Consider the following 25,011-nt stretch of genomic DNA (forward strand, 5'->3'; position numbering starts at 1 on the left):
ACGGACTGAGATGACACACCTGGCCCCCGAGGCGGTCGGACAGGCCGGCTCGGAGCACCGCCACGCCGAGACAGCGGAAGGCGGGCGTCCCTCGTCCGTTTCCCCACGCCGTGCGTGGCTCTCCCGGCGCTGGGTGCTGCCGCTGGCCGAGGTCGTGGTCAGCCTCGCGGCAGCCCTCGGGTTCACCCTGCTGAGTACGCACATCAGCGTGAACCCGCTGGTCCGCGTCGGGCAGGTCAGCGGTCTCGCCAAGCTCCAGCAGTACGCGGCCGTCATAGGCCTGCCGCTGCTCGCGCTCCTGCTCTACACCGCCTACCGCGGCAAGCTGCCCCGCCACCAGATGGTCAAGCGCCTGGTCTGCGCGGCCCTGGCGGGTCTCGCCACCGGCGTGGTGGCGGGCGGCGTGGTCGTCGCCCTGCGCGGTACCCCCTGGCCGCTCGGCGGTCAGGAGGGCGACCCGAGCGCCCTGGTCGCCATGGCCAACTCGTTCCTGCACGGCGAGGGCGTGTCGGGCATCTACCCGCCGCTCTTCCCCGGCCTGATGGCCGTCTGGGCGAAGATCCGTTACGACGGCCCGGGCGGGACCGGATTCGCCCTCAAGGACTTCCAGATCTTCTTCACCGCCGTCGCGGGCCCGATGACGTACCTGGCCTGGCGGCTGCTGCTCCGCCCGTTCTGGGCACTGCTGATCGCCGTCCCGTCGGCCATCCTCTTCATGGACCCGATCCGCCCGTACAGCCACGCCACCATGCTCGTGCTGCTGCCGCTGCTCGGTTACTGGCTGCGCGAGATGCGGGGCGCCGGCGAGCGGCCGCTGCGCCGTACGCTGCTGCGCGGGGCGGTCCTCGGCCTCGTCTTCGGCCTGCTCTTCCTCTGGTACTCCGGCTGGTACGTCTGGGCCGCGCCCGGGGTCGGCCTGCTGGCGCTGTTCCTCTTCCCCTGGCGTGCCGGGACCGCGGTGGTCAAGCGGGCCGGCGCGTTCGTCGGCATCACCGTGCTGACGGCCGGTGTCGTCGGCGCCCCGCTGATCTACCAGATGGCCCGGCTCGGCTCGCAGACCCCGGACCGCTACGCCTTCCTGGCCGTGTACGTCGACCCGGCGTACGTGCTGGGCTGGGTGTCCGACCGGTCCGGCAAGCTGGAGTACCAGACCTGGCCGGCGGCGGGGGAGATGGCCGGGCAGAGCGGCTTCGCCCTGCTGCTGCTGTTCGCCGTGGGTCTGGGCGTCGGTCTGGGACTGCGCAACATCATGGTCCGCACCGCCGCCGCCACCCTGGCCGGCGCCTGGCTGGCCCGCTTCTGGTTCGCCTCGCACATGGCGCACGACAAGGCGGTCCAGCTCTACCCGCGCACCACCTGGATCATCATGTACTGCCTGATGATCCTGGCCGTCCTCGGCATGATGGCCGTGGTCCACCGGGGCTCCGGCTGGGCCGAGCGCACCCTGCGGCCGCAGGGCGCCGAACCGACGGCCCGGGTCCTGCCCCGCCGGGTGGTCCAGCAGCTCGCGGCCGGCATGGTGTGCGTGGTCGCGCTGTTCGCCACGATGGGGGCGTCCTGGTCGGTCAACCGGTACATGCCGCAGTCCGACAACATGCAGATGGGCATCGACGCCTACCGGGCCCACACGATCAAGAAGGCCGACGGGCGCTGCCCGCGCTTCGCGCCGAGCAAGACCTGCGCGGACATCGTCACGAACGACTGGCGGCAGAACGACGACGACGGGGCGCTCTGGTGCGGTGGCATCGGCCCCTTGAACTGGCAGGCCGTCTGCGGTCGCAAGGCGCCGGCGTCGGAGCTGCTGAAGGAACAGCAGCAGAAGGAACAACAGAAGGAACAGCAGAAGGACAAGTAGTTCTGCTGGATCGGACATATTCGCAGGTGAGAGGCTCCGCGCCGGGTGGTGCGGGGCCTCTCACCCGTCACCGGGGGTGGGACATGGGGAACAACGGAAACGCCGGCGACAGGCCGGGACCCTCCGACGAGGAGTGGGCCCGGTTCATGGAGCAGGCCGCCGCGGGGGCGGGGGACGCGCCGAGGGAGCCGTCCGCGCGGGCCCGGATGGTCACCGAGCGGCTGCGTAACCAGTCGGAACCGGCGGGCTGGCGCACCGCCCCGGCACCGCGGGAGAGGACCGGCAGACGCCGGCTCAAGGCCGTCGTGGCCGTCGTCTTCATCGCCGGGCTCGCGCTGGTCGCCGTACGCCCCGAGCTGCTGATCGACCGCATCACGGGCAAGACCCAGGCCCGCGAGGACGCCCGGAAAGCCGCCCCGCTGCCCGCGGAGTCGGGCACGCCGACGGGACCGCCGCCGTCGCTGGCTCCCGACCAGCCGACTCTGCAGGAACCTTTCCGCGGTTCCCCGGCCCTCCAGTGGGCCGACGGGGCCGCAGGCATCGAGGTCCCCGAGGCCGCGGCCGTCGGCGAGACGTCCAAGCAGCAGGTAGCGGACGCGCTGGAGAAGGCCAGGCAGTTCCTGATCGCGACCAATCTCGACCCGGCGACCCTGCGCGGGGAGCGTCCGGCCGCGGCGCTGGCCCTGCTGGACCCCCTGCAGCCGGAGGTTCCGCAGCGGCTGGAGCAGTCCCTGACGAACCCCACCGCGCAGAACACCCCGGTGATGCTCTTCACCCGCTTCGACCAGGCGAAGGTCAAGCCGGTCGGCGATGTCGTCAAGGTGCGCGGCAGCATGCGCGCGGAGCAGGGGGAGCCCGGGGAACTGCGCGTGGTGACGGACTACACCTTCGTCCACCCCGTGACGAACGGGGGCACGAACGTGCAGCGCACCATCGTGCGCCGGCAGGTCACCCTGAGCCTGCTCGACCCGGCGCGCTGGAAGGCCACCCGGGGCCGGCTCCAGCTGCACACGTACGTCTCGGAGTGGTCGAACGTCGAATGCGAGGCGGCCGACGGCTTCCTGCACCCGGACTTCCCGAGGGAGGCGGCGGCCGGGTCGGCGCCCACCGGGCGCGCCGTGGATCCGTACGACCGCAGCAGGGACATCAAGGGCGAAGGGTGCGGGACGGTCACCCGGTCCTGACCGGGGGAGGAGCCCCGCCGGGCGATGCGCGTGGTTCTGTTTGACCACTCAGCGTGGCGGGGTATTCTCTTCGGCCCGATTGGCCAGGTACGTGCCTCGTATGGCAGACTACTCAAGTTGCTCGGCTGAGTGCCGATGCTGCGCGCCTCCCGCCGGGAGGACCGGAAGCGAGTCCCACAGTACTCGTCGTCCTTAATCTGCCTCTCGGGGCAGCAATGGGGACGGACGTACGGGAATCTTCTGGGAAGTGTCAGCACGGTGCACACCAGGCACTCGGTGGGTGTTTCTCCCCCGAATCGCGGTCACAGGGACCGCACCCCCTTGGACGAGGGAATTTCCGTATGGGAATTTTCTGTAGAGGGAGTGCGACACGCCCGACCGCGTGGGTCGGAGGAGAGGCCGCGGGATCCGTCCCGCAGCCGGCCGGGAGCCAGAGCGTTTCCACATACAGACAGGACTACGGAGTAGCCATGGCGGGACAGAAGATCCGCATCCGGCTCAAGGCCTACGACCACGAGGTCATCGATTCCTCGGCGAAGAAGATCGTCGAGACGGTGACGCGCACTGGTGCGTCGGTCGCGGGCCCGGTGCCGCTGCCCACTGAGAAGAACGTGTACTGCGTCATCAAGTCGCCGCACAAGTACAAGGACTCGCGCGAGCACTTCGAGATGCGCACGCACAAGCGCCTGATCGACATCCTCGACCCGACCCCCAAGACCGTTGACTCGCTGATGCGCCTGGACCTTCCGGCCGGCGTTGACATCGAGATCAAGCTCTGAGAGGCGTCGAGAAGATGGCAAAGCAGATCAAGGGCGTCCTGGGCGAGAAGCTCGGCATGACCCAGGTCTGGGACGAGAACAACCGTGTCGTCCCGGTGACCGTGGTCAAGGCCGGACCCTGCGTCGTTACCCAGGTCCGTACGAACGACATCGACGGCTACGAGTCGGTCCAGATCGCCTTCGGCGAGATCGACCCGCGCAAGGTGAACAAGCCCCTCAAGGGCCACTTCGCCAAGGCCGACGTGACCCCCCGCCGCCACCTGGTGGAGCTCCGCACCTCCGACGCCAGCGAGTACACGCTCGGCCAGGAGATCACTGCTGAGGTGTTCGAGTCCGGCGTCAAGGTTGACGTCACGGGCAACAGCAAGGGCAAGGGCTTCGCCGGTGTCATGAAGCGGCACAACTTCCGGGGCCTCGGCGCCGGTCACGGTGTGCAGCGCAAGCACCGCTCCCCCGGTTCGATCGGTGGCTGCGCCACCCCTGGGCGTGTCTTCAAGGGCATGCGCATGGCCGGTCGCATGGGTAACGAGCGTGTCACCACCCAGAACCTGACCATCCACGCGGTTGACGCGGAGAAGGGTCTGCTCCTTATCAAGGGTGCGGTCCCCGGTCCGAACGGCGGCCTCGTCCTGGTCCGTACCGCGGCCAAGGGGGCTTGAGGTAATGAGCACCATTGACATCCTTTCGCCGGCAGGCGACAAGGCCGGTACCGTCGAGCTCCCCGCGGAGATCTTCGACGCGAAGACCAGCGTTCCGCTGATCCACCAGGTCGTTGTCGCTCAGCTGGCTGCTGCCCGTCAGGGCACGCACAAGACCAAGCGTCGTGGCGAAGTCCGTGGTGGTGGCCGCAAGCCGTACCGCCAGAAGGGCACCGGCCGCGCGCGCCAGGGTTCGACCCGTGCGCCGCAGTTCGTCGGCGGTGGCGTCGTCCACGGCCCGCAGCCGCGTGACTACTCCCAGCGGACCCCGAAGAAGATGAAGGCCGCCGCCCTCCGCGGTGCCCTCTCGGACCGTGCGCGTCACTCCCGCATCCACGTCGTCACCGGCGTGGTCGAGGGTGCCGCCTCCACGAAGGCCGCCAAGACGCTGTTCGGCAAGATCTCGGAGCGCAAGAACCTGCTCCTGGTCGTCGAGCGCGCCGACGAGGCCGCGTGGCTGTCCGCCCGCAACCTGCCCCAGGTTCACATCCTGGAGCCGGGCCAGCTGAACACGTACGACGTGATCGTCTCTGACGACGTGGTCTTCACTCAGGCCGCTTTCGAGTCCTTCGTGTCTGGCCCCAAGGCCGATGAGACCGAAGGGAGCGACGCCTGATGTCTGAGGCGACCGTTACCAGCAAGACCTTCACTGACCCGCGCGACCTGCTGATCAAGCCGGTTGTCTCGGAGAAGAGCTACGCGCTGCTGGACGAGAACAAGTACACGTTCATCGTCGCGCCCGGCTCCAACAAGACCCAGATCAAGCAGGCCGTCGAGGCGGTCTTCGGGGTCAAGGTCACCGGGGTCAACACGATCAACCGTCAGGGTAAGCGCAAGCGCACCAAGACCGGTTTCGGCAAGCGCGCTGACACCAAGCGCGCCATCGTGACCCTCGCTGAGGGCGACCGAATCGACATCTTCGGCGGCCAGGCCTCCTAACGGAGGTCTAGTCGTCCGGAATCGGACGAGGACTGAGAAATGGGTATCCGCAAGTACAAGCCGACGACCCCGGGCCGTCGTGGCTCCAGCGTCGCCGACTTTGTCGAGATCACGCGGTCCACGCCGGAGAAGTCGCTGGTTCGCCCTCTGCACAGCAAGGGCGGCCGTAACAACACCGGCCGGATCACCGTTCGCCACCAGGGTGGTGGACACAAGCGCGCCTACCGCGTGATCGACTTCCGTCGTCACGACAAGGACGGCGTGCCGGCCAAGGTCGCGCACATCGAGTACGACCCCAACCGCACTGCGCGCATCGCGCTCCTGCACTACGCGGACGGCGAGAAGCGCTACATCATCGCGCCGAAGGCTCTGAAGCAGGGCGACCGGATTGAGAACGGCCCCACGGCCGACATCAAGCCCGGCAACAACCTGGCCCTCCGCAACATCCCGGTCGGTACCACGATCCACGCGATCGAGCTCCGTCCCGGTGGTGGCGCCAAGTTCGCCCGTTCCGCGGGTGCCTCCGTGCAGCTGCTGGCGAAGGAGGGCACGATGGCCCACCTTCGTATGCCTTCCGGTGAGATCCGCCTGGTCGACGCGCGCTGCCGCGCCACCGTCGGTGAGGTCGGCAACGCCGAGCAGTCGAACATCAACTGGGGCAAGGCCGGCCGCATGCGCTGGAAGGGCGTTCGCCCGTCCGTCCGCGGTGTCGCGATGAACCCGGTTGACCACCCGCACGGTGGTGGTGAGGGCAAGACCAGTGGTGGTCGCCACCCGGTCTCCCCGTGGGGTCAGAAGGAGGGTCGTACTCGCTCGCCGAAGAAGGCTTCGAGCAAGTACATCGTCCGCCGCCGCAAGACGAACAAGAAGCGCTAGGAGCGGGTTTAGATGCCGCGCAGTCTCAAGAAGGGGCCCTTCGTCGACGACCACCTCGTAAAGAAGGTGGACGTCCAGAACGAAGCCGGCACCAAGAACGTCATCAAGACCTGGTCCCGTCGCTCGATGATCATCCCCAGCATGCTGGGTCACACCATCGCGGTGCACAACGGCAAGACCCACGTCCCGGTGTTCGTCACCGAGTCGATGGTCGGCCACAAGCTCGGCGAGTTCTCGCCGACTCGCACCTTCCGCGGCCACGTCAAGGACGACCGGAAGTCGAAGCGCCGCTAAAGGCGGGGTGGTTACGACTATGACTTACACCGAAGGGACAACCATGGAAGCCAGGGCCCAGGCGCGGTACATCCGCGTCACGCCCATGAAGGCCCGCCGAGTGGTGGACCTTATCCGTGGCATGGATGCCACGGATGCTCAGGCGGTCCTGCGTTTCGCCCCGCAGGCCGCGAGCGTGCCGGTCGGCAAGGTGCTTGACAGCGCCATTGCCAACGCCGCACACAACTACAACCACCCGGACGCTTCTTCGCTGTTCATCAGCGAGGCGTTCGTGGACGAGGGCCCGACCCTGAAGCGGTTCCGTCCGCGTGCGCAGGGCCGTGCCTACCGGATCCGCAAGCGGACCAGCCACATCACCGTGGTCGTCAGCAGCAAGGAAGGTTCCCGGTAATGGGCCAGAAGGTAAACCCGCACGGGTTCCGGCTCGGCATCACCACCGACTTCAAGTCGCGTTGGTACGCCGACAAGCTGTACAAGGACTACGTCAAGGAAGACGTCGCCATCCGTCGGATGATGACGTCCGGCATGGAGCGCGCCGGCATCTCGAAGGTTGAGATCGAGCGCACCCGTGACCGCGTGCGTGTGGACATCCACACCGCTCGTCCGGGCATCGTCATCGGCCGCCGTGGCGCCGAGGCCGACCGCATCCGCGGTGACCTCGAGAAGCTCACGGGCAAGCAGGTCCAGCTGAACATCCTCGAGGTCAAGAACCCCGAGCTCGACGCTCAGCTGGTTGCCCAGGCCGTTGCCGAGCAGCTCTCCTCCCGCGTCTCCTTCCGTCGCGCCATGCGTAAGAGCATGCAGGGCACGATGAAGGCCGGCGCCAAGGGCATCAAGATCCAGTGTGGCGGTCGTCTCGGCGGCGCCGAGATGTCCCGCTCCGAGTTCTACCGCGAGGGTCGTGTGCCGCTGCACACGCTGCGCGCGAACGTGGACTACGGCTTCTTCGAGGCCAAGACCACCTTCGGCCGTATCGGTGTGAAGGTCTGGATCTACAAGGGCGACGTCAAGAACATCGCCGAGGTTCGCGCCGAGAACGCTGCGGCCCGTGCGGGTAACCGCCCGGCCCGTGGTGCCGCAGGCGCAGGCGACCGTCCCGCCGGCCGTGGTGGCCGTGGTGGCGAGCGCGGCGGCCGTGGTGGCCGCAAGCCGCAGCAGGCTGCTGGTGCCGAGGCCCCCAAGGCCGACGCTCCCGCCGCCGCTCCGGCCGAGAGCACCGGAACGGAGGCCTGACCGACATGCTGATCCCTCGTAGGGTCAAGCACCGCAAGCAGCACCACCCCAAGCGCAGTGGTATGGCGAAGGGCGGTACTGAGGTCACGTTCGGTGAGTACGGCATCCAGGCGCTGACCCCGGCGTACGTGACGAACCGCCAGATCGAGGCGGCTCGTATTGCGATGACCCGCCACATCAAGCGTGGCGGCAAGGTCTGGATCAACATCTACCCGGACCGTCCGCTGACGAAGAAGCCTGCCGAGACCCGCATGGGTTCCGGTAAGGGTTCTCCCGAGTGGTGGATCGCCAACGTGCACCCGGGCCGGGTCATGTTCGAGCTGTCCTACCCGAACGAGAAGATTGCTCGTGAGGCGCTCACCCGCGCTGCTCACAAGCTTCCGATGAAGTGCCGGATTGTTCGGCGCGAGGCAGGTGAGTCGTGATGGCGACGGGAACCAAGGCGTCCGAGCTGCGTGAGCTCGGCAACGAGGAGCTCGTTGGCAAGCTGCGCGAGGCCAAGGAGGAGCTGTTCAAGCTCCGCTTCCAGGCGGCCACGGGTCAGCTGGAGAACAACGGCCGGCTCAAGTCCGTCCGTAAGGACATCGCTCGCATCTACACCCTGATGCACGAGCGTGAGCTCGGTATCGAGACGGTGGAGAGCGCCTGATGAGCGAGAACAACGTGACTGAGAAGACCGAGCGCGGTTTCCGCAAGACCCGTGAGGGTCTGGTCGTCAGCGACAAGATGGACAAGACCGTCGTCGTCGCCGTCGAGGACCGCGTGAAGCACGCCCTGTACGGCAAGGTCATCCGCCGTACGAACAAGCTCAAGGCTCACGACGAGCAGAACGCTGCCGGCGTCGGCGACCGCGTCCTCATCATGGAGACGCGTCCGCTGTCGGCGAGCAAGCGCTGGCGCATCGTCGAGATCCTCGAGAAGGCCAAGTAATTCGTCCGGGGGGTTTCCCCCGGATTCGTTCCGCCAGGCTCGGTGGGGGCCCAGCTCCTCGGAGTGAAGCCCCCGCCGGGAACCGGCAGACAAACAGGAGATACACGTGATCCAGCAGGAGTCGCGACTGCGTATCGCCGACAACACTGGTGCCAAGGAAATCCTTTGCATCCGTGTTCTCGGTGGTTCCGGTCGCCGCTACGCGGGCATCGGTGACGTCATCGTCGCCACCGTCAAGGACGCGATCCCCGGTGGCAACGTGAAGAAGGGTGACGTCGTCAAGGCGGTCATCGTTCGCACCGTCAAGGAGCGTCGCCGCCAGGACGGCTCGTACATCCGCTTTGACGAGAACGCCGCCGTCATTCTGAAGAACGACGGCGACCCTCGCGGCACCCGTATCTTCGGCCCGGTGGGCCGTGAGCTGCGCGAGAAGAAGTTCATGAAGATCATCTCGCTCGCGCCGGAGGTGCTGTAAGCATGAAGATCAAGAAGGGCGACCTGGTTCAGGTCATCACCGGTAAGGACAAGGGCAAGCAGGGCAAGGTCATCGTTGCCTTCCCCGCTGAGAACCGCGTCCTCGTCGAGGGTGTCAACCGGGTCAAGAAGCACACCAAGGCCGGTCAGACCGCTGGTGGCTCGCAGACCGGTGGCATCGTGATCACCGAGGCGCCGATCCACGTCAGCAACGTTCAGCTGGTTGTGGAGAAGGACGGCCAGAAGGTCGTCACCCGCGTCGGTTTCCGCTTCGACGACGAGGGCAACAAGATCCGCGTTGCCAAGCGGACGGGTGAGGACATCTGATGGCTACCACTCCGCGTCTCAAGACGAAGTACCGCGAGGACATCGCGGGCAAGCTGCGTGAAGAGTTCTCCTACGAGAACGTCATGCAGATCCCCGGCCTCGTGAAGATCGTGGTCAACATGGGTGTGGGCGACGCCGCCCGCGACTCCAAGCTGATCGACGGCGCCATCCGCGACCTGACGACGATCACCGGTCAGAAGCCGGCCGTCACGAAGGCCCGCAAGTCCATCGCGCAGTTCAAGCTGCGCGAGGGTCAGCCGATCGGCTGCCACGTCACCCTCCGTGGTGACCGCATGTGGGAGTTCCTGGACCGTACGCTGTCGCTCGCGCTTCCGCGTATCCGTGACTTCCGTGGTCTGTCGCCGAAGCAGTTCGACGGCCGTGGCAACTACACCTTCGGTCTCACGGAGCAGGTCATGTTCCACGAGATCGACCAGGACAAGATCGACCGTACCCGGGGTATGGACATCACCGTGGTCACCACGGCGACCAACGACGCTGAGGGCCGCGCGCTCCTTCGTCACCTCGGCTTCCCCTTCAAGGAGGCGTAAGCGAGATGGCGAAGAAGGCTCTCATCGCGAAGGCTGCCCGCAAGCCCAAGTTCGGTGTGCGTGCGTACACCCGCTGCCAGCGCTGCGGTCGTCCCCACTCCGTGTACCGCAAGTTCGGCCTGTGCCGCGTCTGCCTTCGTGAGATGGCTCACCGTGGCGAGCTGCCGGGCGTGACCAAGAGCTCCTGGTAATTCCCCCTCGTCCGCAAGGACTTGGGCGGTACCAGGCACTCTCGGTAAGCATCTGGTCGGTGGGTGCCCAGCTCCGCATGCCGTAGGCTTGTGGGGTTGGGCGTCCGCCGCCCTATCGACTTACTACGCCGTAGGTCCCCGCACCGCACCCGTCCCGCCACTGAGTGGGGAGAGGGATGGCGCATACAGGAAACCCCGGCGAGAGAGGCCGAAGGCCACTTCATGACCATGACTGACCCGATCGCAGACATGCTGACCCGTCTGCGTAACGCTAACTCGGCGTACCACGACACCGTCGTGATGCCGCACAGCAAGATCAAGTCGCACATCGCAGAGATCCTCAAGCAGGAGGGTTTCATCACCGGCTGGAAGGTCGAGGACGCCGAGGTCGGCAAGAACCTCGTCCTCGAGCTGAAGTTCGGGCCGAACCGTGAGCGCTCCATCGCGGGCATCAAGCGGATCTCGAAGCCCGGTCTGCGCGTGTACGCGAAGTCCACCAACCTGCCGAAGGTCCTCGGCGGCCTGGGCGTGGCGATCATCTCCACGTCCCACGGTCTCCTGACCGGCCAGCAGGCAGGCAAGAAGGGCGTAGGTGGGGAAGTCCTCGCCTACGTCTGGTAGTCGGGAACGGAGGAAAAGCAATGTCGCGAATCGGCAAGCTCCCCATCCAGGTTCCCGCCGGTGTGGACGTCACCATCGATGGCAGCACGGTTGCCGTGAAGGGCCCCAAGGGTTCCCTCACGCACACCGTTAAGGCGCCCATCGCAGTCGTCAAGGGTGAGGACGGCGTTCTGAACGTCACCCGCCCGAACGACGAGCGTCAGAACAAGGCCCTGCACGGCCTGTCCCGCACGCTGGTGGCGAACATGATCACCGGTGTGACCACGGGGTACGTCAAGGCTCTCGAGATCAGCGGTGTCGGTTACCGCGTGGCCGCGAAGGGCTCCAACCTGGAGTTCCAGCTCGGCTACAGCCACCCGATCCTGGTGGAGGCGCCCGAGGGCATCTCCTTCAAGGTCGAGTCGCCGACCAAGTTCTCGGTCGAGGGCATCGACAAGCAGAAGGTCGGCGAGGTCGCCGCCAACATCCGCAAGCTGCGGAAGCCCGACCCGTACAAGGCCAAGGGTGTCAAGTACGCCGGCGAGGTCATCCGCCGCAAGGTCGGAAAGGCTGGTAAGTAGCCATGGCATACGGTGTGAAGATCGCCAAGGGCGACGCGTACAAGCGCGCTGCCAAGGCTCGCCGCCACATCCGCATCCGCAAGAACGTCTCGGGTACGGCGGAGCGTCCGCGCCTCGTCGTGACGCGTTCCAACCGCAACATCGTTGCTCAGGTCATCGACGACCTCCAGGGTCACACCCTGGCGTCCGCGTCGACCCTGGACACCTCGATCCGCGGTGGCGAAGGCGACAAGAGCGCCCAGGCCCAGGCCGTCGGCGCGCTCGTCGCCGAGCGTGCCAAGGCTGCGGGTGTCGAGACCGTCGTGTTCGACCGCGGTGGCAACCGATACGCCGGGCGCATTGCCGCTCTGGCTGACGCCGCCCGCGAAGCCGGGCTGAAGTTCTAAGCCCCGGTTCCGGGACTCACGGACGTAACAGAGAGAGGTAATCCAATGGCTGGACCCCAGCGCCGCGGAAGCGGTGCCGGTGGCGGCGAGCGGCGGGACCGGAAGGGTCGCGACGGTGGCCCTGCCGCCGAGAAGACCGCTTACGTTGAGCGCGTTGTCGCGATCAACCGCGTCGCCAAGGTTGTCAAGGGTGGTCGCCGCTTCAGCTTCACCGCGCTGGTCGTGGTGGGCGACGGTGACGGCACTGTAGGTGTCGGTTACGGCAAGGCCAAGGAAGTTCCCGCGGCCATTGCCAAGGGTGTCGAGGAAGCCAAGAAGAACTTCTTCAAGGTTCCGCGCATCCAGGGCACCATCCCGCACCCGATCCAGGGTGAGAAGGCTGCGGGCGTCGTCCTGCTGAAGCCTGCTTCCCCCGGTACCGGTGTTATCGCCGGTGGCCCGGTGCGCGCCGTTCTGGAGTGCGCCGGCGTTCACGACATCCTGTCGAAGTCCCTGGGCTCCGACAACGCGATCAACATCGTGCACGCGACCGTGGCGGCCCTCCAGGGCCTGCAGCGTCCCGAGGAGATCGCGGCTCGCCGTGGTCTGCCCCTCGAGGACGTCGCCCCCGCGGCTCTGCTTCGTGCGCGTGCTGGGGCGGGTGCGTAATGGCTCGCCTCAAGATCACGCAGACGAAGTCGTACATCGGCAGCAAGCAGAACCACCGCGACACTCTGCGTTCGCTCGGGCTGAAGCGCCTGAACGACGTGGTCGTCAAGGAGGACCGCCCCGAGTTCCGCGGAATGGTGCACACCGTCCGCCACCTCGTGACGGTTGAGGAGGTTGACTAACATGGCTGAGAACAGCCCGCTGAAGGCCCACAACCTCCGTCCCGCCCCCGGCGCCAAGACCGCGAAGACCCGTGTCGGTCGTGGTGAGGCGTCGAAGGGTAAGACGGCCGGTCGTGGTACGAAGGGCCAGAAGGCCCGCTACCAGATCCCGCAGCGCTTCGAGGGTGGGCAGATGCCCCTCCACATGCGCCTGCCGAAGCTCAAGGGCTTCAAGAACCCGTTCCGCACCGAGTTCCAGGTTGTCAACCTGGACAAGCTCGGCGCTCTCTACCCCGAGGGTGGAGAAGTCACGGTGGCCGACCTGGTCGCCAAGGGCGCGGTTCGCAAGAACAGCCTCGTCAAGGTCCTGGGCCAGGGCGAGCTCTCCGTGGCGCTGCAGGTTTCGGTTGACGCCGTCTCCGCCTCCGCCAAGGAGAAGATTGCCGCTGCCGGCGGCACTGTCACCGAGCTCGTCTAAGACGAAATCAGTGGCTGAATAGCTCGAAACCCGACCGGGGATGCCTCACATATGGGGCATCCCCGGTTGGTCGTTCCACGGAAGGCACACTCGCCGGTAAGGTGGCGTGCACCTTTGCTTTGTCGTATTCGTCGATCCCTCAGACCGTCACCTCTGACGCAGTAGCGCGGGGGTCGCAGGAGGCACCGTGCTCACCGCGTTCGCCCGGGCGTTCAAGACGCCCGACCTGCGCAAGAAGCTGCTCTTCACGCTCGGCATCATCGTGCTGTTCCGGCTCGGGTCCCACATCCCGGTACCCGGCGTGAGCTACAAGAACGTACAGATCTGTGTTGACCAGGCAGGCAGCAGCAACGGGCTGTTCGGTCTCGTCAACATGTTCAGCGGCGGTGCGCTGCTGCAGATCACGATCTTCGCGCTCGGCATCATGCCGTACATCACGGCGAGCATCATCCTGCAGCTGCTGACCGTGGTCATCCCGAAGCTGGAGAACCTCAAAAAAGAGGGACAGTCCGGCACGGCGAAGATCACTCAGTACACGCGCTATTTGACGGTCGCCCTCGCGATCCTGCAGGGCACCGGCCTGGTCGCCACCGCCCGCACGGGCGCCCTTTTCGGGACCTGCCCGGTCGGCCGCGAGATCGTTCCGGACCGGTCGATCTTCACCACGATCGTCATGGTGATCACCATGACCGCCGGCACCTGCGTCGTCATGTGGCTCGGTGAGCTCATCACCGACCGCGGCATCGGCAACGGCATGTCGATCCTCATGTTCATCTCGATCGCCGCGGGCTTCATCGGCGCCCTCTGGGCCATCAAGCTCCAGGGCAAGATCGCGGGCGGCTGGGTCGAGTTCGGCGTGGTCATCATCGTCGGCCTGGTGATGGTCGCCCTGGTGGTCTTCGTCGAGCAGGCGCAGCGCCGGATCCCGGTCCAGTACGCGAAGCGCATGATCGGTCGCCGCGCGTACGGCGGCACCTCGACCTACATCCCGCTGAAGGTGAACCAGGCGGGTGTCATTCCCGTCATCTTCGCCTCGTCGCTGCTGTACATCCCGGCGCTGATCGTCCAGTTCAGCGGATCCCAGGCGGGCTGGGCCACTTGGATCCAGAAGCACTTCGTCAAGGGTGACCACCCGTACTACATCGCGACGTACTTCCTCCTGATCGTCTTCTTCGCGTTCTTCTACGTGGCGATTTCGTTCAACCCCGAGGAAGTTGCAGACAACATGAAGAAGTATGGTGGGTTCATCCCGGGTATCCGCGCCGGTCGACCTACCGCCGAGTACCTGAGCTACGTACTCAACCGGATCACCTGGCCGGGGTCGCTGTACCTGGGTCTCATCGCTCTTGTGCCGACGATGGCGTTGGCCGGCTTCGGAGCGAACCAGAACTTCCCGTTCGGCGGGACGAGCATCCTGATCATCGTGGGTGTGGGTCTGGAAACCGTGAAGCAGATCGAGAGCCAGCTCCAGCAGCGTAATTACGAAGGGTTCCTCCGCTGATGCGAATCGTCCTCGTTGGACCGCCCGGTGCGGGCAAGGGAACGCAGGCTGCGTTCCTTGCCAAGAACCTGTCGATCCCGCACATCTCCACGGGCGACCTGTTCCGGGCCAACATCAGCCAGAACACCGAGCTCGGCTTGCGCGCCAAGGCGTTCATGGATGCCGGTGACCTCGTCCCCGACGAGATCACCATCGGTATGGCCAAGGACCGCATGGAGCAGGCCGACGCGGTGAACGGCTTCCTGCTCGACGGCTTCCCGCGCAATGTCTCGCAGGCCGAGGCGCTCGACACGATGCTCCAGGCCGCGTCCATGAAGCTGGACGCCGTCCTCGACCTGGAGGTCGAGGAGGACGAGGTCGTGAAGCGGATCGCCGGTCGGCGCATCTGCCGCAACGACTCCGCGCACGTGTTCCACGTCACGTACGCCCCGCCGAAGGCCGAGGGTGTCTGCGACACCTGCGGCGGCGAGCTGTACCAGCGCGGCGACGACTCGGAGGACACCGTCCGCAACCGGCTGGAGGTCTACCACACGCAGACCGAGCCGATCATCGACTACTACAAGGCCCAGGGCCTGCTCGTGACCATCCCCGCCCTCGGTGAGGTCGCGGACGTCACGAAGCGCGCGATGGAAGCGCTGCAGAAGTAGTCACCCCTTGTTGTGCAGGTACGGCCGCGGTGTCCCCACGGGGGTGCCGCGGCCGTCTGCATGGCGCGGCTTCTTGTGACATCAGCCAATAATTGAGGAACCACAGCGGAGATCAACCACCTCCGCGAGAGCGGCGGCGGTTTAGCCGCAAAAGAGGGAAGGCACGTTCATGGTGCAGATCAAGACCCCCGAGCAGATCGCGAAGATGCGCGAGGCAGGGCTGGTCGTCGCCGCGATCCACGCGGCGACCCGTGAGGCGGCCGTCCCGGGCGCCACGACGCGGGATCTGGACATGGTGGCCCGCAAGGTCATCGCGGACGCCGGGGCCAAGTCGAACTTCCTCGGCTACGGCGGTTTCCCCGCGACCATCTGCACCTCGGTGAACGAGGTCGTCGTCCACGGCATCCCGGACGACAAGACGGTCCTCAAGGACGGCGACATCATCTCGATCGACGCCGGCGCGATCGTCGACGGCTGGCACGGGGACGCGGCCTACACCGCCTTCGTGGGCACCGGGCACGCTCCTGAGCTCGTGGAGCTGTCCCGGGTGACCGAGGAGTCCATGTGGGCCGGCATCGCCGCCATGAAGCTCGGCAACCGCCTCGTGGACATCTCGAAGGCGATCGAGGGGTACATCAAGCGCCAGCCGCGTCCGGCGACGGGTGAGCACAGCCTCGGCAAGTTCGGGATCATCGAGGACTACGGCGGCCACGGCATCGGGTCCGAGATGCACATGGACCCCCACCTGCTGAACTACGTCTCGCGCAAGCGGGGCAAGGGGATCAAGCTGGTCCCGGGCGTCTGCCTGGCGATCGAGCCGATGGTCTCCCTGGGCACGGCCCAGACCGAGGTCCTGGCGGACGACTGGACGGTCATCTCGACGGACGGCACCTGGTCCTCGCACTGGGAGCACTCCATCGCCCTGACGGAGGACGGTCCCATCGTCCTGACCAGCCCGGACTGCGGCAAGGCGAAGCTGGCGGAGTACGGAGTCACCACGGCTCCGGACCCTCTGGCGTAATGATCTACACTCTGGGGCAAACTTTCCGGATTCGTCTTTCTGGGTGCCCTGACGTAGACTGACTCGTCGGCTCTCGTGCACTTCCATGCCTGCATGGCGCGCGAGGCCGATCAAGGTAGCCGATTCGAAGGGCGAAGCGTGGCCAAGAAGCAAGGTGCCATCGAAATCGAGGGCACCGTGATCGAGTCCCTCCCGAACGCGATGTTCAAGGTGGAACTGCAGAACGGTCACAAGGTCCTCGCGCACATCAGCGGCAAGATGCGCATGCACTACATCCGCATCCTCCCGGATGACCGGGTCGTCGTGGAGCTGTCTCCGTACGACCTCACGCGTGGCCGGATCGTCTACCGATACAAGTAGATCTTGTCCTCACTCCTGCCTGGGCGTCTTGTCCCGGTGCGGGTGGTGGCACTGACCCGGAGAACCTCACCAACATGAAGGTCAAGCCGAGCGTCAAGAAGATCTGCGACAAGTGCAAGGTGATCCGCCGTCACGGTCGGGTCATGGTCATCTGCGACAACCTGCGCCACAAGCAGCGCCAGGGCTGACGCACGCCGACCGACCTGCACTACGCAGTTCTTCGCGCGACGTAAGAAAACGTACATACGCAGAATCCGCCCAGCCCTGCAAGGGGCCGGCGGTACCTCCGGCGGGGGCCGGGGACCCGGACGTACCATCACCCACTTCGGGTGGTCGGCGGTCGGGAGTGGTTCTGCGGAAGACCCCCGAACACACAGGAGCCATTTGTGGCACGCGTTTCCGGTGTTGACATCCCGCGCGAAAAGCGTGTGGAGATCGCACTCACCTACGTCTTCGGTATCGGGCGCACCCGGTCCAAGGAGATCCTCGCCTCCACCGGCGTGAACCCGAACACCCGCGTTCGTGACCTGGCCGAAGAGGACCTCGTCAAGATCCGCGAGTACGTGGACGCCAACCTCCGTACCGAGGGTGACCTCCGCCGCGAGATCCAGGGCGACATTCGCCGCAAGATCGAGATCCAGTGCTACCAGGGCATCCGCCACCGTCGTGGCCTGCCGGTGCACGGTCAGCGCACCAGCACGAACGCGCGTACCCGCAAGGGCCCGCGTCGCGCGATCGCCGGTAAGAAGAAGCCGGGCAAGAAGTAGTCCTGTTCAGCGGTCTTGCGCTGTAGGACCGACCACCTCCCGTAGGAGATTTAGATGCCCCCCAAGGGTCGTCAGGGCGCTGCCAAGAAGGTGCGCCGCAAGGAAAAGAAGAACGTCGCTCACGGGCACGCCCACATCAAGAGCACGTTCAACAACACCATCGTTTCGATCACCGACCCCTCGGGCAACGTGATCTCCTGGGCCTCCGCCGGCCACGTCGGCTTCAAGGGCTCGCGCAAGTCCACCCCCTTCGCCGCGCAGATGGCCGCCGAGTCGGCCGCCCGCCGCGCGCAGGAGCACGGCATGCGCAAGGTTGACGTCTTCGTCAAGGGTCCGGGCTCCGGCCGCGAGACCGCGATCCGCTCCCTCCAGGCCACCGGCCTCGAGGTCGGCTCGATCCAGGACGTCACCCCCACCCCGCACAACGGCTGCCGCCCGCCGAAGCGCCGCCGCGTCTGACGCAGCGGACGCACCTGTGCGTTCTTGAGTGTCCGGGCGGTACGACCCCTTCGGGGGACGTACCGCCCGTACCCTTGCAGTAGCCGTACTCCGGTACGGCATCCCGTCGGGCGTCAAATAGTGGGCGTCCACGAATGAAGGAACACAGACATGCTTATCGCTCAGCGTCCTTCGCTGACCGAAGAGGTCGTAGACGAGTACCGCTCGCGGTTCGTGATCGAGCCGCTGGAGCCGGGCTTCGGCTACACCCTCGGTAACTCCCTGCGCCGTACGCTCCTGTCCTCGATCCCGGGTGCCGCTGTCACCAGCATCCGCGTGGACGGCGTCCTGCACGAGTTCACCACCGTGCCGGGTGTCAAGGAAGACGTCACCGACATCATCCTCAACATCAAGCAGCTGGTCGTCTCCTCGGAGCACGACGAGCCGGTCGTGATGTACCTGCGCAAGCAGGGTCCCGGCCTGGTCACCGCTGCCGACATCGCGCCCCCGGCCGGTGTCGAGGTGCACAACCCGGACCTGGTCCTCGCCACGCTCAACGGCAAGGGCAAGCTGGAGATGGAGCTGACCGTCGAGCGCGGTCGCGGCTACGTCTCCGCCGTCCAGAACAAGCAGCTGGGCCAGGAGATCGGCCGCATCCCGGTCGACTCCATCTACAGCCCGGTCCTCAAGGTCACCTACAAGGTCGAGGCGACCCGAGTCGAGCAGCGCACCGACTTCGACAAGCTGATCGTCGACGTCGAGACCAAGCAGGCCATGCGCCCGCGTGACGCGATGGCGTCCGCCGGTAAGACCCTGGTCGAGCTGTTCGGTCTGGCGCGCGAGCTCAACATCGACGCCGAGGGCATCGACATGGGCCCGTCCCCCACGGACGCCGCCCTGGCCGCCGACCTGGCGCTGCCGATCGAGGAGCTCGAGCTCACCGTTCGGTCGTACAACTGCCTCAAGCGCGAGGGCATCCACTCCGTGGGTGAGCTCGTCGCCCGCTCTGAGGCCGACCTGCTCGACATCCGCAACTTCGGTGCGAAGTCGATCGACGAGGTCAAGGCGAAGCTGGCCGGCATGGGCCTGGCCCTCAAGGACAGCCCGCCCGGATTCGACCCGACCGCCGCCGCCGACGCCTTCGGCGCCGACGACGACGCGGACGCCGGTTTCGTCGAGACCGAGCAGTACTAAGCAGCACCCGTAGATCTTTCCCGCGGCGTCCGCCTCGGGGGAACTGACACCGGTACCTGACACGGCCGGTGCAGATATGAAGGAGTAACACCATGCCGCGTCCCGCAAAGGGTGCCCGTCTGGGCGGCTCCGCCGCGCACGAGAAGCACCTTCTCGCGAACCTCGCGAAGGCGCTCTTCGAGCACGGCCGCATCACCACCACCGAGGCCAAGGCCCGTCGCCTGCGTCCCTACGCCGAGCGTCTGGTCACCAAGGCCAAGAAGGGCGACATCCACAACCGTCGCCTGGTGCTGCAGACGATCACGGACAAGAGCATCGTGCACACGCTGTTCACCGAGATCGCCCCGCGCTACGAGAACCGCCCCGGTGGTTACACGCGCATCACCAAGATCGGCAACCGTCGTGGCGACAACGCCCCGATGGCCGTGATCGAGCTGGTCGAGGCCCTTACGGTCGCCCAGCAGGCCACCGGTGAGGCCGAGGCCGCCACCAAGCGTGCGGTCAAGGAGGCGGAGGCCAAGGCCGAGGCCACCGAGACCCCCGCCGAGGAGACCAAGGAGGCCTGATCCCGCTACGGGATCGAGCTTGCTTGATCGGCTTTGAACGGGCCCGCCCCTTCCGGGGGCGGGCCCGTTCTACGTTCCTGAAAGACCCGCCTGAGAGGATCTGTCACGTGAGTGACGAGGTGGAGCCCGGGCACGTCCGGGTGCGGCTGGACCTGAGCTATGACGGCAAGGACTTCTCCGGCTGGGCGAAGCAGCGCGTGCTGCGGACCGTCCAGGGCGAGCTGGAGTCGGCCCTGCAGACCGTGATGCGGCTGTCCGAGCCCGTCGAGCTGACCGTGGCCGGGCGTACCGACGCGGGTGTGCACGCCCGCGGGCAGGTCGCGCAGTTCGACCTGGCCGAGGAGGTCTGGGCCGAGCACCACGACAAGCTGTTGCGCCGCCTCGCGGGCCGGCTGCCGCACGACGTACGGGTGTGGAAGGTGGCCGAGGCCCCGCAGGGCTTCAACGCGCGTTTTTCGGCCATCTGGCGCCGCTACGCCTACCGCGTAGGCGACCATCAGGGCGGCGTCGACCCGCTGCGCCGCGGCCACGTGCTGTGGCACCAGTGGCCCCTCGACGTGGACGCCATGAACGAGGCCGCCGCCCCGCTGCTCGGCGAGCACGACTTCGCCGCGTACTGCAAGAAGCGCGAGGGCGCCACGACCATCCGTACGCTCCAGCAGCTCAGCTGGGAGCGCGGCGACGACGGGATCATCACCGCGACCGTCCGCGCCGACGCCTTCTGCCACAACATGGTCCGCTCGCTGGTGGGGGCCCTGCTGCACGTGGGTGACGGGCACCGGCCGACCGACTGGCCCGGCAAGGTGCTGGAAGCGGCCGTACGGGACTCCTCGGTGCACGTGGTCAAGCCGCACGGGCTGACCCTGGAGGAGGTCGGCTACCCGGCCGACGAGCTCCTGGCGGCCCGCAGCAAGGAAGCGCGCAACGTGCGGACCCTCCCGGGCGCCGGTTGCTGCTAATCCGTTTGGGCGGATCGGCGCTCGGCCTGGACAATGCCCGGCATGGGACATCTCGAAGCCAGCCACCTGGAGTACTACCTTCCCGACGGGCGGGTACTGCTCCCTGACGTCTCCTTCCGCGTGGGGGAGGGGTCGGTCGTCGCGCTCGTCGGGGCGAACGGGGCCGGTAAGACCACCCTGCTGAAGATGATCTCCGGGGAGCTGCAGCCGCACGGCGGCGGCATCACCGTCTCCGGCGGCCTCGGTGTGATGTCGCAGTTCGTGGGCTCGGTGCGGGACGAGACGACCGTACGGGACCTCCTGGTCTCGGTGGCCCAGCCGCGGATCCGGGAGGCCGCGAAGGCCGTGGACCGCGCCGAGCATCTGATCCTGACGGTGGACGACGAGGCCGCGCAGATGGCGTACGCGCAGGCGCTGAGCGACTGGGCCGACGTCCAGGGGTACGAGGCGGAGACGCTGTGGGACGTCTGCACGATGGCCGCGCTGGCGATCCCGTACGACTCGGCGCAGTTCCGCGAGGTGCGCACGCTGTCGGGCGGTGAGCAGAAGCGGCTCGTGCTGGAGGCGCTGCTGCGCGGGCCGGACGAGGTGCTGCTGCTCGACGAGCCGGACAACTATCTGGACGTCCCGGGCAAGCGGTGGCTCGAGGAGCAGCTGAAGGCCACCCGCAAGACGGTGCTGTTCGTCTCGCACGACCGGGAGCTGCTGACGCAGGCCGCCGAGAAGATCATCAGCCTGGAGGCGAGCCCGAACGGTTCCGACGTCTGGGTGCACGGCGCGGGCTTCGGCACGTACCACGAGGCCCGCAAGGAGCGCTTCGCGCGCTTCGAGGAGCTCAAGCGGCGCTGGGACGAGGAGCACGCCCGGCTGAAGGCCCTGGTGCTGCGGCTGCGCAACCAGGCCGCGATCAGCCCGGACATGGCCTCGCGGTACCACGCGATGCAGACCCGCTTCAAGAAGTTCGAGGAGGCCGGTCCGCCGCCCGAGCCGCCGCGCGAGCAGGACATCCGGATGCGGCTCAAGGGCGGCCGTACGGGCGTGCGCGCGCTCACCGTGGAGAACCTGGAGCTCACGGGCCTGATGAAGCCCTTCTCGCTGGAGGTCTTCTACGGCGAGCGGGTCGCGGTGCTCGGCTCGAACGGCTCGGGCAAGTCGCACTTCCTGCGGCTGCTGGCGGGCGAGGACGTCAAGCACACGGGCACGTGGAAGCTGGGCGCACGGGTGGTTCCCGGCCATTTCGCGCAGACGCACGCGCACCCGGAGCTGTTCGGCCGCACGCTCGTGGACATCTTGTGGACGGAGAGCGCGCTGCCGCTCGGCGCGGCGATGGGCGCACTGCGCCGGTACGAGCTGGAGCGCCAGGGGGACCAGCCGTTCGAGCGGCTCTCCGGCGGCCAGCAGGCACGTTTCCAGATCCTGCTGCTGGAGCTGGCGGGCACGACGGCGCTGCTGCTGGACGAGCCGACGGACAACCTGGACCTGGAATCCGCGGAGGCGCTCCAGGACGGCCTGGAGGCCTACGAGGGCACTGTGCTGTGCGTCACGCACGACCGGTGGTTCGCGCGCACATTTGACCGTTACCTGGTCTTCGGTTCGGACGGTGTTGTGCGGGAGACTCAGGAACCCGTCTGGGACGAACGTAGAGTCGAACGCAAGCGCTAGGGGGAGACCACCCCCTCCGCCGGAGTGAGGGGAAGTCGCCGTGGGGCTGCGGCCTAGCATCTGGCTGATGAAGTGGGAGACCCAGAACGCCGGGGCCCGGATCCCCGGGAGCGCGCCCGCCGGCAACCGGCTGATCGACTGGCTGCTGCGGCCCGCCTCGCGGCCCTGGCAGCTCCTCTCGCTCGCGGTGCTGCTGGGGATCGCCGTCTCCACGAGCCTGCGGGAGAACTGGGGCTCGGACAACGCCTTCGTGGTCAAGGCCGCGGAAACGCTGCTGGCGGGCGGGTCCCCGTACGAGGACAAGCGCTTCCTGTACCTGCCCAGTGCCGTGCTGATGGCGGTGCCGGAGGCGCTGCTGCCGCAGGTGGTGCTGAGGTGGACGCTGCCGGTCGCGATGTCGGCGCTGCTGGGCGTGGGGTGGCTGGCGGCGCTGCGGCTGTTCTCGGTGCCGCTGCGCTCGCGCTTCGCGGTGGTCGGCTTCCCGGTCCTCGCCCTCGCCTACAAGCCGTACATCAACCTCGTGCTGATCGGTAACTGGACCGCCATCTCGGCGGCCGCGCTGCCGGTGGCGCTGCTGCTCGCGCACCGGCGGCACTGGGGGGCGGCCGGCCTGGTGGTGGGGCTGGCCATCGCCTGCAAGCCGATGCTGGTGCCGATGGGGCTGCTCTTCCTGGTCGCCCGGCGGTGGCGGGGGCTGGCCGCGGCCGTGCTCGTGCCGCTGGGGATCTCGATGGCCGGCGCGCTGCTGATGCCGAGCCCGTCGCTGTTCTTCACCAAGACCCTGCCGTTCCTGCTCCAGGGGCAGGACGCGTACGCGCTCCCGTGGGACGCCTCGCCGATCGCGGTGCTGCCGCGGCTGGGGGTGCCGGAGCCGCTGGCGGTGCTGGTCGCGTTCGCGGGTGCCGGGGCCGGACTGTGGGCGGCCTGGACGCGGTGGCGGCGGACGGACGAGGCCGACGACGGCGAGCTGCGGCTGGTGGAGACGGCCTGCATGGTGATGCTCGCCGCATTCCTGGTCTCGCGGCCGTCCTTCGACCACTACCTGCTGGTGGTCCTGCCGCTGCTGCTCGCCTCGGCGGTGCGGCCGGGCTCGATGCCCCGCTCGCCCTGGTTCTGGGCGGCCCTGGGGCCGCAGGTGGCGGGGATCCCGTGGCCCTCGGAGCTGGAGCGCAAGCGGCGGGCGTTCAAGGACTGCGCCACCCTGTGCGGGCTCGCGATCCTGCTGGGGCGTCGTGCGCTGCGCTCCGGGCGGGTTACTCTGGACCCTGTAACAACTGCGGGGTCCCCTCCCAGGACCGAACCGGAGTGCGCCGCGACGCCAGCAGAATCGGCATCGCGGACCGCGTTTTGACCCGTATGGGTCTGCTTGGGTATCCTGCTGGTTTGTTATGCGTATTGGCTTGCTCATTCTCACGTGAAAGGGCCTTACGCCGGTCCACCGGGCCGATGACCAGCGGTTCACACGGGTTGCGTCCCTGATGTGAACGAGGGCTGTCGTGATCGTCCGTGGTGACCTGTCAGGACCCTTCCCGCAGGGCTTGCGCCCCAGGGGATACCACCACTGAAGAAGCGAAGGCATACGCGTGCGTACGTTCAGCCCCAAGCCCGGCGACATCTCGCGCCAGTGGCTCGTCATCGACGCCCAGGACGTTGTCCTCGGCCGTCTGGCGACCCAGGCCGCTGCCCTCCTGAAGGGCAAGCACAAGCCGACCTACGCCCCCCACATGGACATGGGCGACTTCGTCATCATCGTCAACGCCGACAAGGTTCACCTGTCCGGCAACAAGGCGTCGCAGAAGATGGCGTACCGCCACTCCGGCTACCCGGGTGGTCTCCGCTCCGTGCGCTACGACGACCTCCTGGCGAACAACCCGGAGAAGGCCGTCGAGAAGGCCATCAAGGGCATGCTCCCCAAGAACACCCTGGGCCGTCAGATGCTCTCGAAGCTGAAGGTCTACTCGGGCGACCAGCACCCCCACGCTGCCCAGCAGCCGGTGCCGTTCGAGATCACCCAGGTCGCGCAGTAGTTCCGGCCACCCCCTAAGACGTAGAAAATTCTGAGGAGCATCGTGGCCGAGACCACCGCCGAGACGACCCCCGTCGACGAGTTCGAGGGCAACGTCGAGGAGTACACCAGCGAGTCTGAGGTCGTCGTCGAGGGCGACTACACCTCCGAGTCCCTTGCCGGTCGCTTCGGCGACCCCCAGCCGGCTGCCGGCCTGGGCCGTCGCAAGAACGCCATCGCCCGCGTCCGGATCGTTCCGGGCACCGGCAAGTGGAAGATCAACGGTCGCACCCTTGAGGACTACTTCCCCAACAAGGTGCACCAGCAGGAAGTCAACGAGCCGTTCAAGCTCCTTGAGCTGGACAACCGCTACGACATCATCGCCCGCATCGCGGGTGGCGGCGTCTCCGGCCAGGCCGGCGCCCTGCGCCTCGGTGTGGCCCGTGCGCTGAACGAGGCGGACGTGGACAACAACCGCCCGGCGCTGAAGAAGGCCGGCTTCCTCTCCCGCGACGACCGTGCGGTCGAGCGCAAGAAGGCCGGTCTCAAGAAGGCCCGTAAGGCTCCGCAGTACAGCAAGCGTTAATCTGCGCCTGCTGTTCTGCAACGAAACCGCCCCGGCAGCACTCTCTGTGCTGCCGGGGCGGTTCGTTTACCGCCACAAGCGGCAAATACCTGTCACAAGCGGTCACAAAGCGAAGCGGAA

The 25,011-nt window shown here is 67.1% G+C and carries 37 protein-coding genes; all 37 read left to right on the forward strand.

Features of this window, described 5'->3' with window-relative positions; all coding sequences use genetic code 11:
- The first annotated feature begins 10 nt into the window (after positions 1 to 10).
- The 37 genes from OG737_RS17960 (at position 11) to rpsI (ending at position 24,891) form a co-directional block, all read left to right on the forward strand.
- Entirely contained in the window at positions 11 to 1,855 is a 1,845-nt protein-coding gene (locus OG737_RS17960; protein WP_328927159.1) for a hypothetical protein, read from the forward strand.
- Between the two features lie 83 nt (positions 1,856 to 1,938).
- Positions 1,939 to 3,039: a hypothetical protein gene (locus OG737_RS17965; RefSeq protein WP_328927160.1), complete on the forward strand. Its 1,101-nt coding sequence runs from the start codon at positions 1,939 to 1,941 to the stop codon at positions 3,037 to 3,039.
- 470 nt (positions 3,040 to 3,509) lie between these two features.
- Positions 3,510 to 3,818 (forward strand): 30S ribosomal protein S10, encoded by a 309-nt coding sequence (gene rpsJ / locus OG737_RS17970; protein ID WP_003948644.1) that lies wholly within the window; start codon positions 3,510 to 3,512, stop codon positions 3,816 to 3,818.
- A 14-nt stretch (positions 3,819 to 3,832) separates the two neighbouring features.
- Positions 3,833 to 4,477, forward strand: a complete 645-nt coding sequence (gene rplC / locus OG737_RS17975) for a 50S ribosomal protein L3 (protein ID WP_007265899.1) — start codon at positions 3,833 to 3,835, stop codon at positions 4,475 to 4,477.
- Positions 4,478 to 4,481: 4 nt separating this feature from the next.
- The gene (rplD, locus tag OG737_RS17980; RefSeq protein WP_030008466.1) at positions 4,482 to 5,132 is read left to right on the forward strand and encodes a 50S ribosomal protein L4; all 651 of its coding nucleotides are present in this window, start codon (positions 4,482 to 4,484) and stop codon (positions 5,130 to 5,132) included.
- The gene (gene rplW / locus OG737_RS17985) at positions 5,132 to 5,455 is read left to right on the forward strand and encodes a 50S ribosomal protein L23 (protein WP_030154694.1); all 324 of its coding nucleotides are present in this window, start codon (positions 5,132 to 5,134) and stop codon (positions 5,453 to 5,455) included. The genes rplD and rplW overlap by 1 nt, the downstream gene beginning before the upstream one ends.
- A 39-nt stretch (positions 5,456 to 5,494) precedes the next feature.
- Positions 5,495 to 6,331, forward strand: coding sequence for a 50S ribosomal protein L2 (gene rplB / locus OG737_RS17990; protein WP_008739715.1), 837 nt, complete (start codon positions 5,495 to 5,497; stop codon positions 6,329 to 6,331).
- 12 nt (positions 6,332 to 6,343) lie between these two features.
- On the forward strand, positions 6,344 to 6,625 hold the full coding sequence (gene rpsS / locus OG737_RS17995; RefSeq protein WP_008739713.1) for a 30S ribosomal protein S19: 282 nt from the start codon (positions 6,344 to 6,346) through the stop codon (positions 6,623 to 6,625).
- 43 nt (positions 6,626 to 6,668) lie between these two features.
- Complete coding sequence (gene rplV / locus OG737_RS18000; RefSeq protein WP_328930380.1) at positions 6,669 to 7,016, forward strand: 50S ribosomal protein L22; 348 nt, start codon at positions 6,669 to 6,671, stop codon at positions 7,014 to 7,016.
- Positions 7,016 to 7,858: a 30S ribosomal protein S3 gene (gene rpsC, locus OG737_RS18005; RefSeq protein WP_266626437.1), complete on the forward strand. Its 843-nt coding sequence runs from the start codon at positions 7,016 to 7,018 to the stop codon at positions 7,856 to 7,858. The genes rplV and rpsC overlap by 1 nt, the downstream gene beginning before the upstream one ends.
- A gap of 5 nt (positions 7,859 to 7,863) precedes the next feature.
- Entirely contained in the window at positions 7,864 to 8,283 is a 420-nt protein-coding gene (gene rplP, locus OG737_RS18010) for a 50S ribosomal protein L16 (protein ID WP_008739704.1), read from the forward strand.
- Positions 8,283 to 8,507: a 50S ribosomal protein L29 gene (rpmC, locus tag OG737_RS18015; RefSeq protein WP_008739703.1), complete on the forward strand. Its 225-nt coding sequence runs from the start codon at positions 8,283 to 8,285 to the stop codon at positions 8,505 to 8,507. The genes rplP and rpmC overlap by 1 nt, the downstream gene beginning before the upstream one ends.
- A complete protein-coding gene (gene rpsQ, locus OG737_RS18020) occupies positions 8,507 to 8,788 on the forward strand; it encodes a 30S ribosomal protein S17 (RefSeq protein ID WP_030008467.1) in 282 nt (93 codons plus the stop codon). Before rpmC ends, rpsQ begins: the two co-directional genes overlap by 1 nt.
- A gap of 106 nt (positions 8,789 to 8,894) precedes the next feature.
- The gene (rplN, locus tag OG737_RS18025) at positions 8,895 to 9,263 is read left to right on the forward strand and encodes a 50S ribosomal protein L14 (protein ID WP_008739701.1); all 369 of its coding nucleotides are present in this window, start codon (positions 8,895 to 8,897) and stop codon (positions 9,261 to 9,263) included.
- Positions 9,264 to 9,265: 2 nt separating this feature from the next.
- Positions 9,266 to 9,589, forward strand: a complete 324-nt coding sequence (rplX, locus tag OG737_RS18030) for a 50S ribosomal protein L24 (protein ID WP_073912889.1) — start codon at positions 9,266 to 9,268, stop codon at positions 9,587 to 9,589.
- Positions 9,589 to 10,140 (forward strand): 50S ribosomal protein L5, encoded by a 552-nt coding sequence (gene rplE, locus OG737_RS18035; protein ID WP_030154702.1) that lies wholly within the window; start codon positions 9,589 to 9,591, stop codon positions 10,138 to 10,140. Before rplX ends, rplE begins: the two co-directional genes overlap by 1 nt.
- A gap of 5 nt (positions 10,141 to 10,145) precedes the next feature.
- Complete coding sequence (locus OG737_RS18040; protein WP_003956452.1) at positions 10,146 to 10,331, forward strand: type Z 30S ribosomal protein S14; 186 nt, start codon at positions 10,146 to 10,148, stop codon at positions 10,329 to 10,331.
- A 222-nt stretch (positions 10,332 to 10,553) separates the two neighbouring features.
- Positions 10,554 to 10,952, forward strand: a complete 399-nt coding sequence (gene rpsH, locus OG737_RS18045) for a 30S ribosomal protein S8 (protein ID WP_007265911.1) — start codon at positions 10,554 to 10,556, stop codon at positions 10,950 to 10,952.
- A gap of 20 nt (positions 10,953 to 10,972) precedes the next feature.
- Positions 10,973 to 11,512 (forward strand): 50S ribosomal protein L6, encoded by a 540-nt coding sequence (gene rplF, locus OG737_RS18050; RefSeq protein ID WP_328927161.1) that lies wholly within the window; start codon positions 10,973 to 10,975, stop codon positions 11,510 to 11,512.
- 2 nt (positions 11,513 to 11,514) lie between these two features.
- Entirely contained in the window at positions 11,515 to 11,898 is a 384-nt protein-coding gene (gene rplR, locus OG737_RS18055) for a 50S ribosomal protein L18 (protein WP_008739696.1), read from the forward strand.
- Between the two features lie 45 nt (positions 11,899 to 11,943).
- Positions 11,944 to 12,546: a 30S ribosomal protein S5 gene (gene rpsE / locus OG737_RS18060; RefSeq protein WP_030388857.1), complete on the forward strand. Its 603-nt coding sequence runs from the start codon at positions 11,944 to 11,946 to the stop codon at positions 12,544 to 12,546.
- Positions 12,546 to 12,728, forward strand: coding sequence for a 50S ribosomal protein L30 (rpmD, locus tag OG737_RS18065; RefSeq protein WP_005313525.1), 183 nt, complete (start codon positions 12,546 to 12,548; stop codon positions 12,726 to 12,728). The genes rpsE and rpmD overlap by 1 nt, the downstream gene beginning before the upstream one ends.
- A 1-nt stretch (position 12,729) precedes the next feature.
- Complete coding sequence (rplO, locus tag OG737_RS18070) at positions 12,730 to 13,185, forward strand: 50S ribosomal protein L15 (RefSeq protein WP_008739693.1); 456 nt, start codon at positions 12,730 to 12,732, stop codon at positions 13,183 to 13,185.
- Between the two features lie 187 nt (positions 13,186 to 13,372).
- Positions 13,373 to 14,686 (forward strand): preprotein translocase subunit SecY, encoded by a 1,314-nt coding sequence (gene secY, locus OG737_RS18075; RefSeq protein ID WP_328927162.1) that lies wholly within the window; start codon positions 13,373 to 13,375, stop codon positions 14,684 to 14,686.
- Positions 14,686 to 15,333, forward strand: coding sequence for an adenylate kinase (locus OG737_RS18080; protein ID WP_328927163.1), 648 nt, complete (start codon positions 14,686 to 14,688; stop codon positions 15,331 to 15,333). The genes secY and OG737_RS18080 overlap by 1 nt, the downstream gene beginning before the upstream one ends.
- A gap of 169 nt (positions 15,334 to 15,502) precedes the next feature.
- The gene (gene map / locus OG737_RS18085; protein WP_328927164.1) at positions 15,503 to 16,354 is read left to right on the forward strand and encodes a type I methionyl aminopeptidase; all 852 of its coding nucleotides are present in this window, start codon (positions 15,503 to 15,505) and stop codon (positions 16,352 to 16,354) included.
- 138 nt (positions 16,355 to 16,492) lie between these two features.
- Entirely contained in the window at positions 16,493 to 16,714 is a 222-nt protein-coding gene (infA, locus tag OG737_RS18090) for a translation initiation factor IF-1 (RefSeq protein ID WP_003956442.1), read from the forward strand.
- Between the two features lie 74 nt (positions 16,715 to 16,788).
- On the forward strand, positions 16,789 to 16,902 hold the full coding sequence (rpmJ, locus tag OG737_RS18095; protein WP_003956441.1) for a 50S ribosomal protein L36: 114 nt from the start codon (positions 16,789 to 16,791) through the stop codon (positions 16,900 to 16,902).
- A 198-nt stretch (positions 16,903 to 17,100) separates the two neighbouring features.
- A complete protein-coding gene (gene rpsM, locus OG737_RS18100) occupies positions 17,101 to 17,481 on the forward strand; it encodes a 30S ribosomal protein S13 (RefSeq protein ID WP_007265919.1) in 381 nt (126 codons plus the stop codon).
- 54 nt (positions 17,482 to 17,535) lie between these two features.
- Positions 17,536 to 17,940, forward strand: coding sequence for a 30S ribosomal protein S11 (gene rpsK, locus OG737_RS18105; protein WP_003956432.1), 405 nt, complete (start codon positions 17,536 to 17,538; stop codon positions 17,938 to 17,940).
- A gap of 150 nt (positions 17,941 to 18,090) precedes the next feature.
- Positions 18,091 to 19,113: a DNA-directed RNA polymerase subunit alpha gene (locus OG737_RS18110; RefSeq protein WP_007265920.1), complete on the forward strand. Its 1,023-nt coding sequence runs from the start codon at positions 18,091 to 18,093 to the stop codon at positions 19,111 to 19,113.
- 92 nt (positions 19,114 to 19,205) lie between these two features.
- A complete protein-coding gene (gene rplQ / locus OG737_RS18115; protein WP_319733898.1) occupies positions 19,206 to 19,679 on the forward strand; it encodes a 50S ribosomal protein L17 in 474 nt (157 codons plus the stop codon).
- Positions 19,680 to 19,786: 107 nt separating this feature from the next.
- The gene (truA, locus tag OG737_RS18120; protein ID WP_328927166.1) at positions 19,787 to 20,638 is read left to right on the forward strand and encodes a tRNA pseudouridine(38-40) synthase TruA; all 852 of its coding nucleotides are present in this window, start codon (positions 19,787 to 19,789) and stop codon (positions 20,636 to 20,638) included.
- A 42-nt stretch (positions 20,639 to 20,680) separates the two neighbouring features.
- On the forward strand, positions 20,681 to 22,300 hold the full coding sequence (locus tag OG737_RS18125; protein ID WP_405678944.1) for an ABC-F family ATP-binding cassette domain-containing protein: 1,620 nt from the start codon (positions 20,681 to 20,683) through the stop codon (positions 22,298 to 22,300).
- Positions 22,301 to 22,367: 67 nt separating this feature from the next.
- Positions 22,368 to 23,651, forward strand: coding sequence for a glycosyltransferase family 87 protein (locus OG737_RS18130; RefSeq protein ID WP_328927168.1), 1,284 nt, complete (start codon positions 22,368 to 22,370; stop codon positions 23,649 to 23,651).
- A gap of 232 nt (positions 23,652 to 23,883) precedes the next feature.
- Positions 23,884 to 24,327 (forward strand): 50S ribosomal protein L13, encoded by a 444-nt coding sequence (gene rplM, locus OG737_RS18135; protein WP_150258788.1) that lies wholly within the window; start codon positions 23,884 to 23,886, stop codon positions 24,325 to 24,327.
- A gap of 42 nt (positions 24,328 to 24,369) precedes the next feature.
- On the forward strand, positions 24,370 to 24,891 hold the full coding sequence (gene rpsI / locus OG737_RS18140) for a 30S ribosomal protein S9 (protein ID WP_215143970.1): 522 nt from the start codon (positions 24,370 to 24,372) through the stop codon (positions 24,889 to 24,891).
- Positions 24,892 to 25,011: the final 120 nt, after the last annotated feature.

It is taken from the genome of Streptomyces sp. NBC_00122, assembly GCF_045160845.1.
In the GTDB taxonomy this organism is placed as follows: Bacteria; Actinomycetota; Actinomycetes; order Streptomycetales; family Streptomycetaceae; genus Streptomyces.

Bases quoted from the DNA above. Each gene is read 5' to 3' on its own strand.
- OG737_RS17960 (WP_328927159.1), top strand. From the start codon at position 11: ATGACACACCTGGCCCCCGAGGCGGTCGGACAGGCCGGCTCGGAGCAC.
- OG737_RS17965 (WP_328927160.1), top strand. From the start codon at position 1,939: ATGGGGAACAACGGAAACGCCGGCGACAGGCCGGGACCCTCCGACGAG.
- rpsJ (WP_003948644.1), top strand. From the start codon at position 3,510: ATGGCGGGACAGAAGATCCGCATCCGGCTCAAGGCCTACGACCACGAG.
- rplC (WP_007265899.1), top strand. From the start codon at position 3,833: ATGGCAAAGCAGATCAAGGGCGTCCTGGGCGAGAAGCTCGGCATGACC.
- rplD (WP_030008466.1), top strand. From the start codon at position 4,482: ATGAGCACCATTGACATCCTTTCGCCGGCAGGCGACAAGGCCGGTACC.
- rplW (WP_030154694.1), top strand. From the start codon at position 5,132: ATGTCTGAGGCGACCGTTACCAGCAAGACCTTCACTGACCCGCGCGAC.
- rplB (WP_008739715.1), top strand. From the start codon at position 5,495: ATGGGTATCCGCAAGTACAAGCCGACGACCCCGGGCCGTCGTGGCTCC.
- rpsS (WP_008739713.1), top strand. From the start codon at position 6,344: ATGCCGCGCAGTCTCAAGAAGGGGCCCTTCGTCGACGACCACCTCGTA.
- rplV (WP_328930380.1), top strand. From the start codon at position 6,669: ATGGAAGCCAGGGCCCAGGCGCGGTACATCCGCGTCACGCCCATGAAG.
- rpsC (WP_266626437.1), top strand. From the start codon at position 7,016: ATGGGCCAGAAGGTAAACCCGCACGGGTTCCGGCTCGGCATCACCACC.
- rplP (WP_008739704.1), top strand. From the start codon at position 7,864: ATGCTGATCCCTCGTAGGGTCAAGCACCGCAAGCAGCACCACCCCAAG.
- rpmC (WP_008739703.1), top strand. From the start codon at position 8,283: ATGGCGACGGGAACCAAGGCGTCCGAGCTGCGTGAGCTCGGCAACGAG.
- rpsQ (WP_030008467.1), top strand. From the start codon at position 8,507: ATGAGCGAGAACAACGTGACTGAGAAGACCGAGCGCGGTTTCCGCAAG.
- rplX (WP_073912889.1), top strand. From the start codon at position 9,266: ATGAAGATCAAGAAGGGCGACCTGGTTCAGGTCATCACCGGTAAGGAC.
- rplE (WP_030154702.1), top strand. From the start codon at position 9,589: ATGGCTACCACTCCGCGTCTCAAGACGAAGTACCGCGAGGACATCGCG.
- OG737_RS18040 (WP_003956452.1), top strand. From the start codon at position 10,146: ATGGCGAAGAAGGCTCTCATCGCGAAGGCTGCCCGCAAGCCCAAGTTC.
- rpsH (WP_007265911.1), top strand. From the start codon at position 10,554: ATGACCATGACTGACCCGATCGCAGACATGCTGACCCGTCTGCGTAAC.
- rplF (WP_328927161.1), top strand. From the start codon at position 10,973: ATGTCGCGAATCGGCAAGCTCCCCATCCAGGTTCCCGCCGGTGTGGAC.
- rplR (WP_008739696.1), top strand. From the start codon at position 11,515: ATGGCATACGGTGTGAAGATCGCCAAGGGCGACGCGTACAAGCGCGCT.
- rpsE (WP_030388857.1), top strand. From the start codon at position 11,944: ATGGCTGGACCCCAGCGCCGCGGAAGCGGTGCCGGTGGCGGCGAGCGG.
- rpmD (WP_005313525.1), top strand. From the start codon at position 12,546: ATGGCTCGCCTCAAGATCACGCAGACGAAGTCGTACATCGGCAGCAAG.
- rplO (WP_008739693.1), top strand. From the start codon at position 12,730: ATGGCTGAGAACAGCCCGCTGAAGGCCCACAACCTCCGTCCCGCCCCC.
- OG737_RS18080 (WP_328927163.1), top strand. From the start codon at position 14,686: ATGCGAATCGTCCTCGTTGGACCGCCCGGTGCGGGCAAGGGAACGCAG.
- map (WP_328927164.1), top strand. From the start codon at position 15,503: ATGGTGCAGATCAAGACCCCCGAGCAGATCGCGAAGATGCGCGAGGCA.
- rpmJ (WP_003956441.1), top strand. From the start codon at position 16,789: ATGAAGGTCAAGCCGAGCGTCAAGAAGATCTGCGACAAGTGCAAGGTG.
- rpsK (WP_003956432.1), top strand. From the start codon at position 17,536: ATGCCCCCCAAGGGTCGTCAGGGCGCTGCCAAGAAGGTGCGCCGCAAG.
- OG737_RS18110 (WP_007265920.1), top strand. From the start codon at position 18,091: ATGCTTATCGCTCAGCGTCCTTCGCTGACCGAAGAGGTCGTAGACGAG.
- rplQ (WP_319733898.1), top strand. From the start codon at position 19,206: ATGCCGCGTCCCGCAAAGGGTGCCCGTCTGGGCGGCTCCGCCGCGCAC.
- OG737_RS18125 (WP_405678944.1), top strand. From the start codon at position 20,681: ATGGGACATCTCGAAGCCAGCCACCTGGAGTACTACCTTCCCGACGGG.
- OG737_RS18130 (WP_328927168.1), top strand. From the start codon at position 22,368: ATGAAGTGGGAGACCCAGAACGCCGGGGCCCGGATCCCCGGGAGCGCG.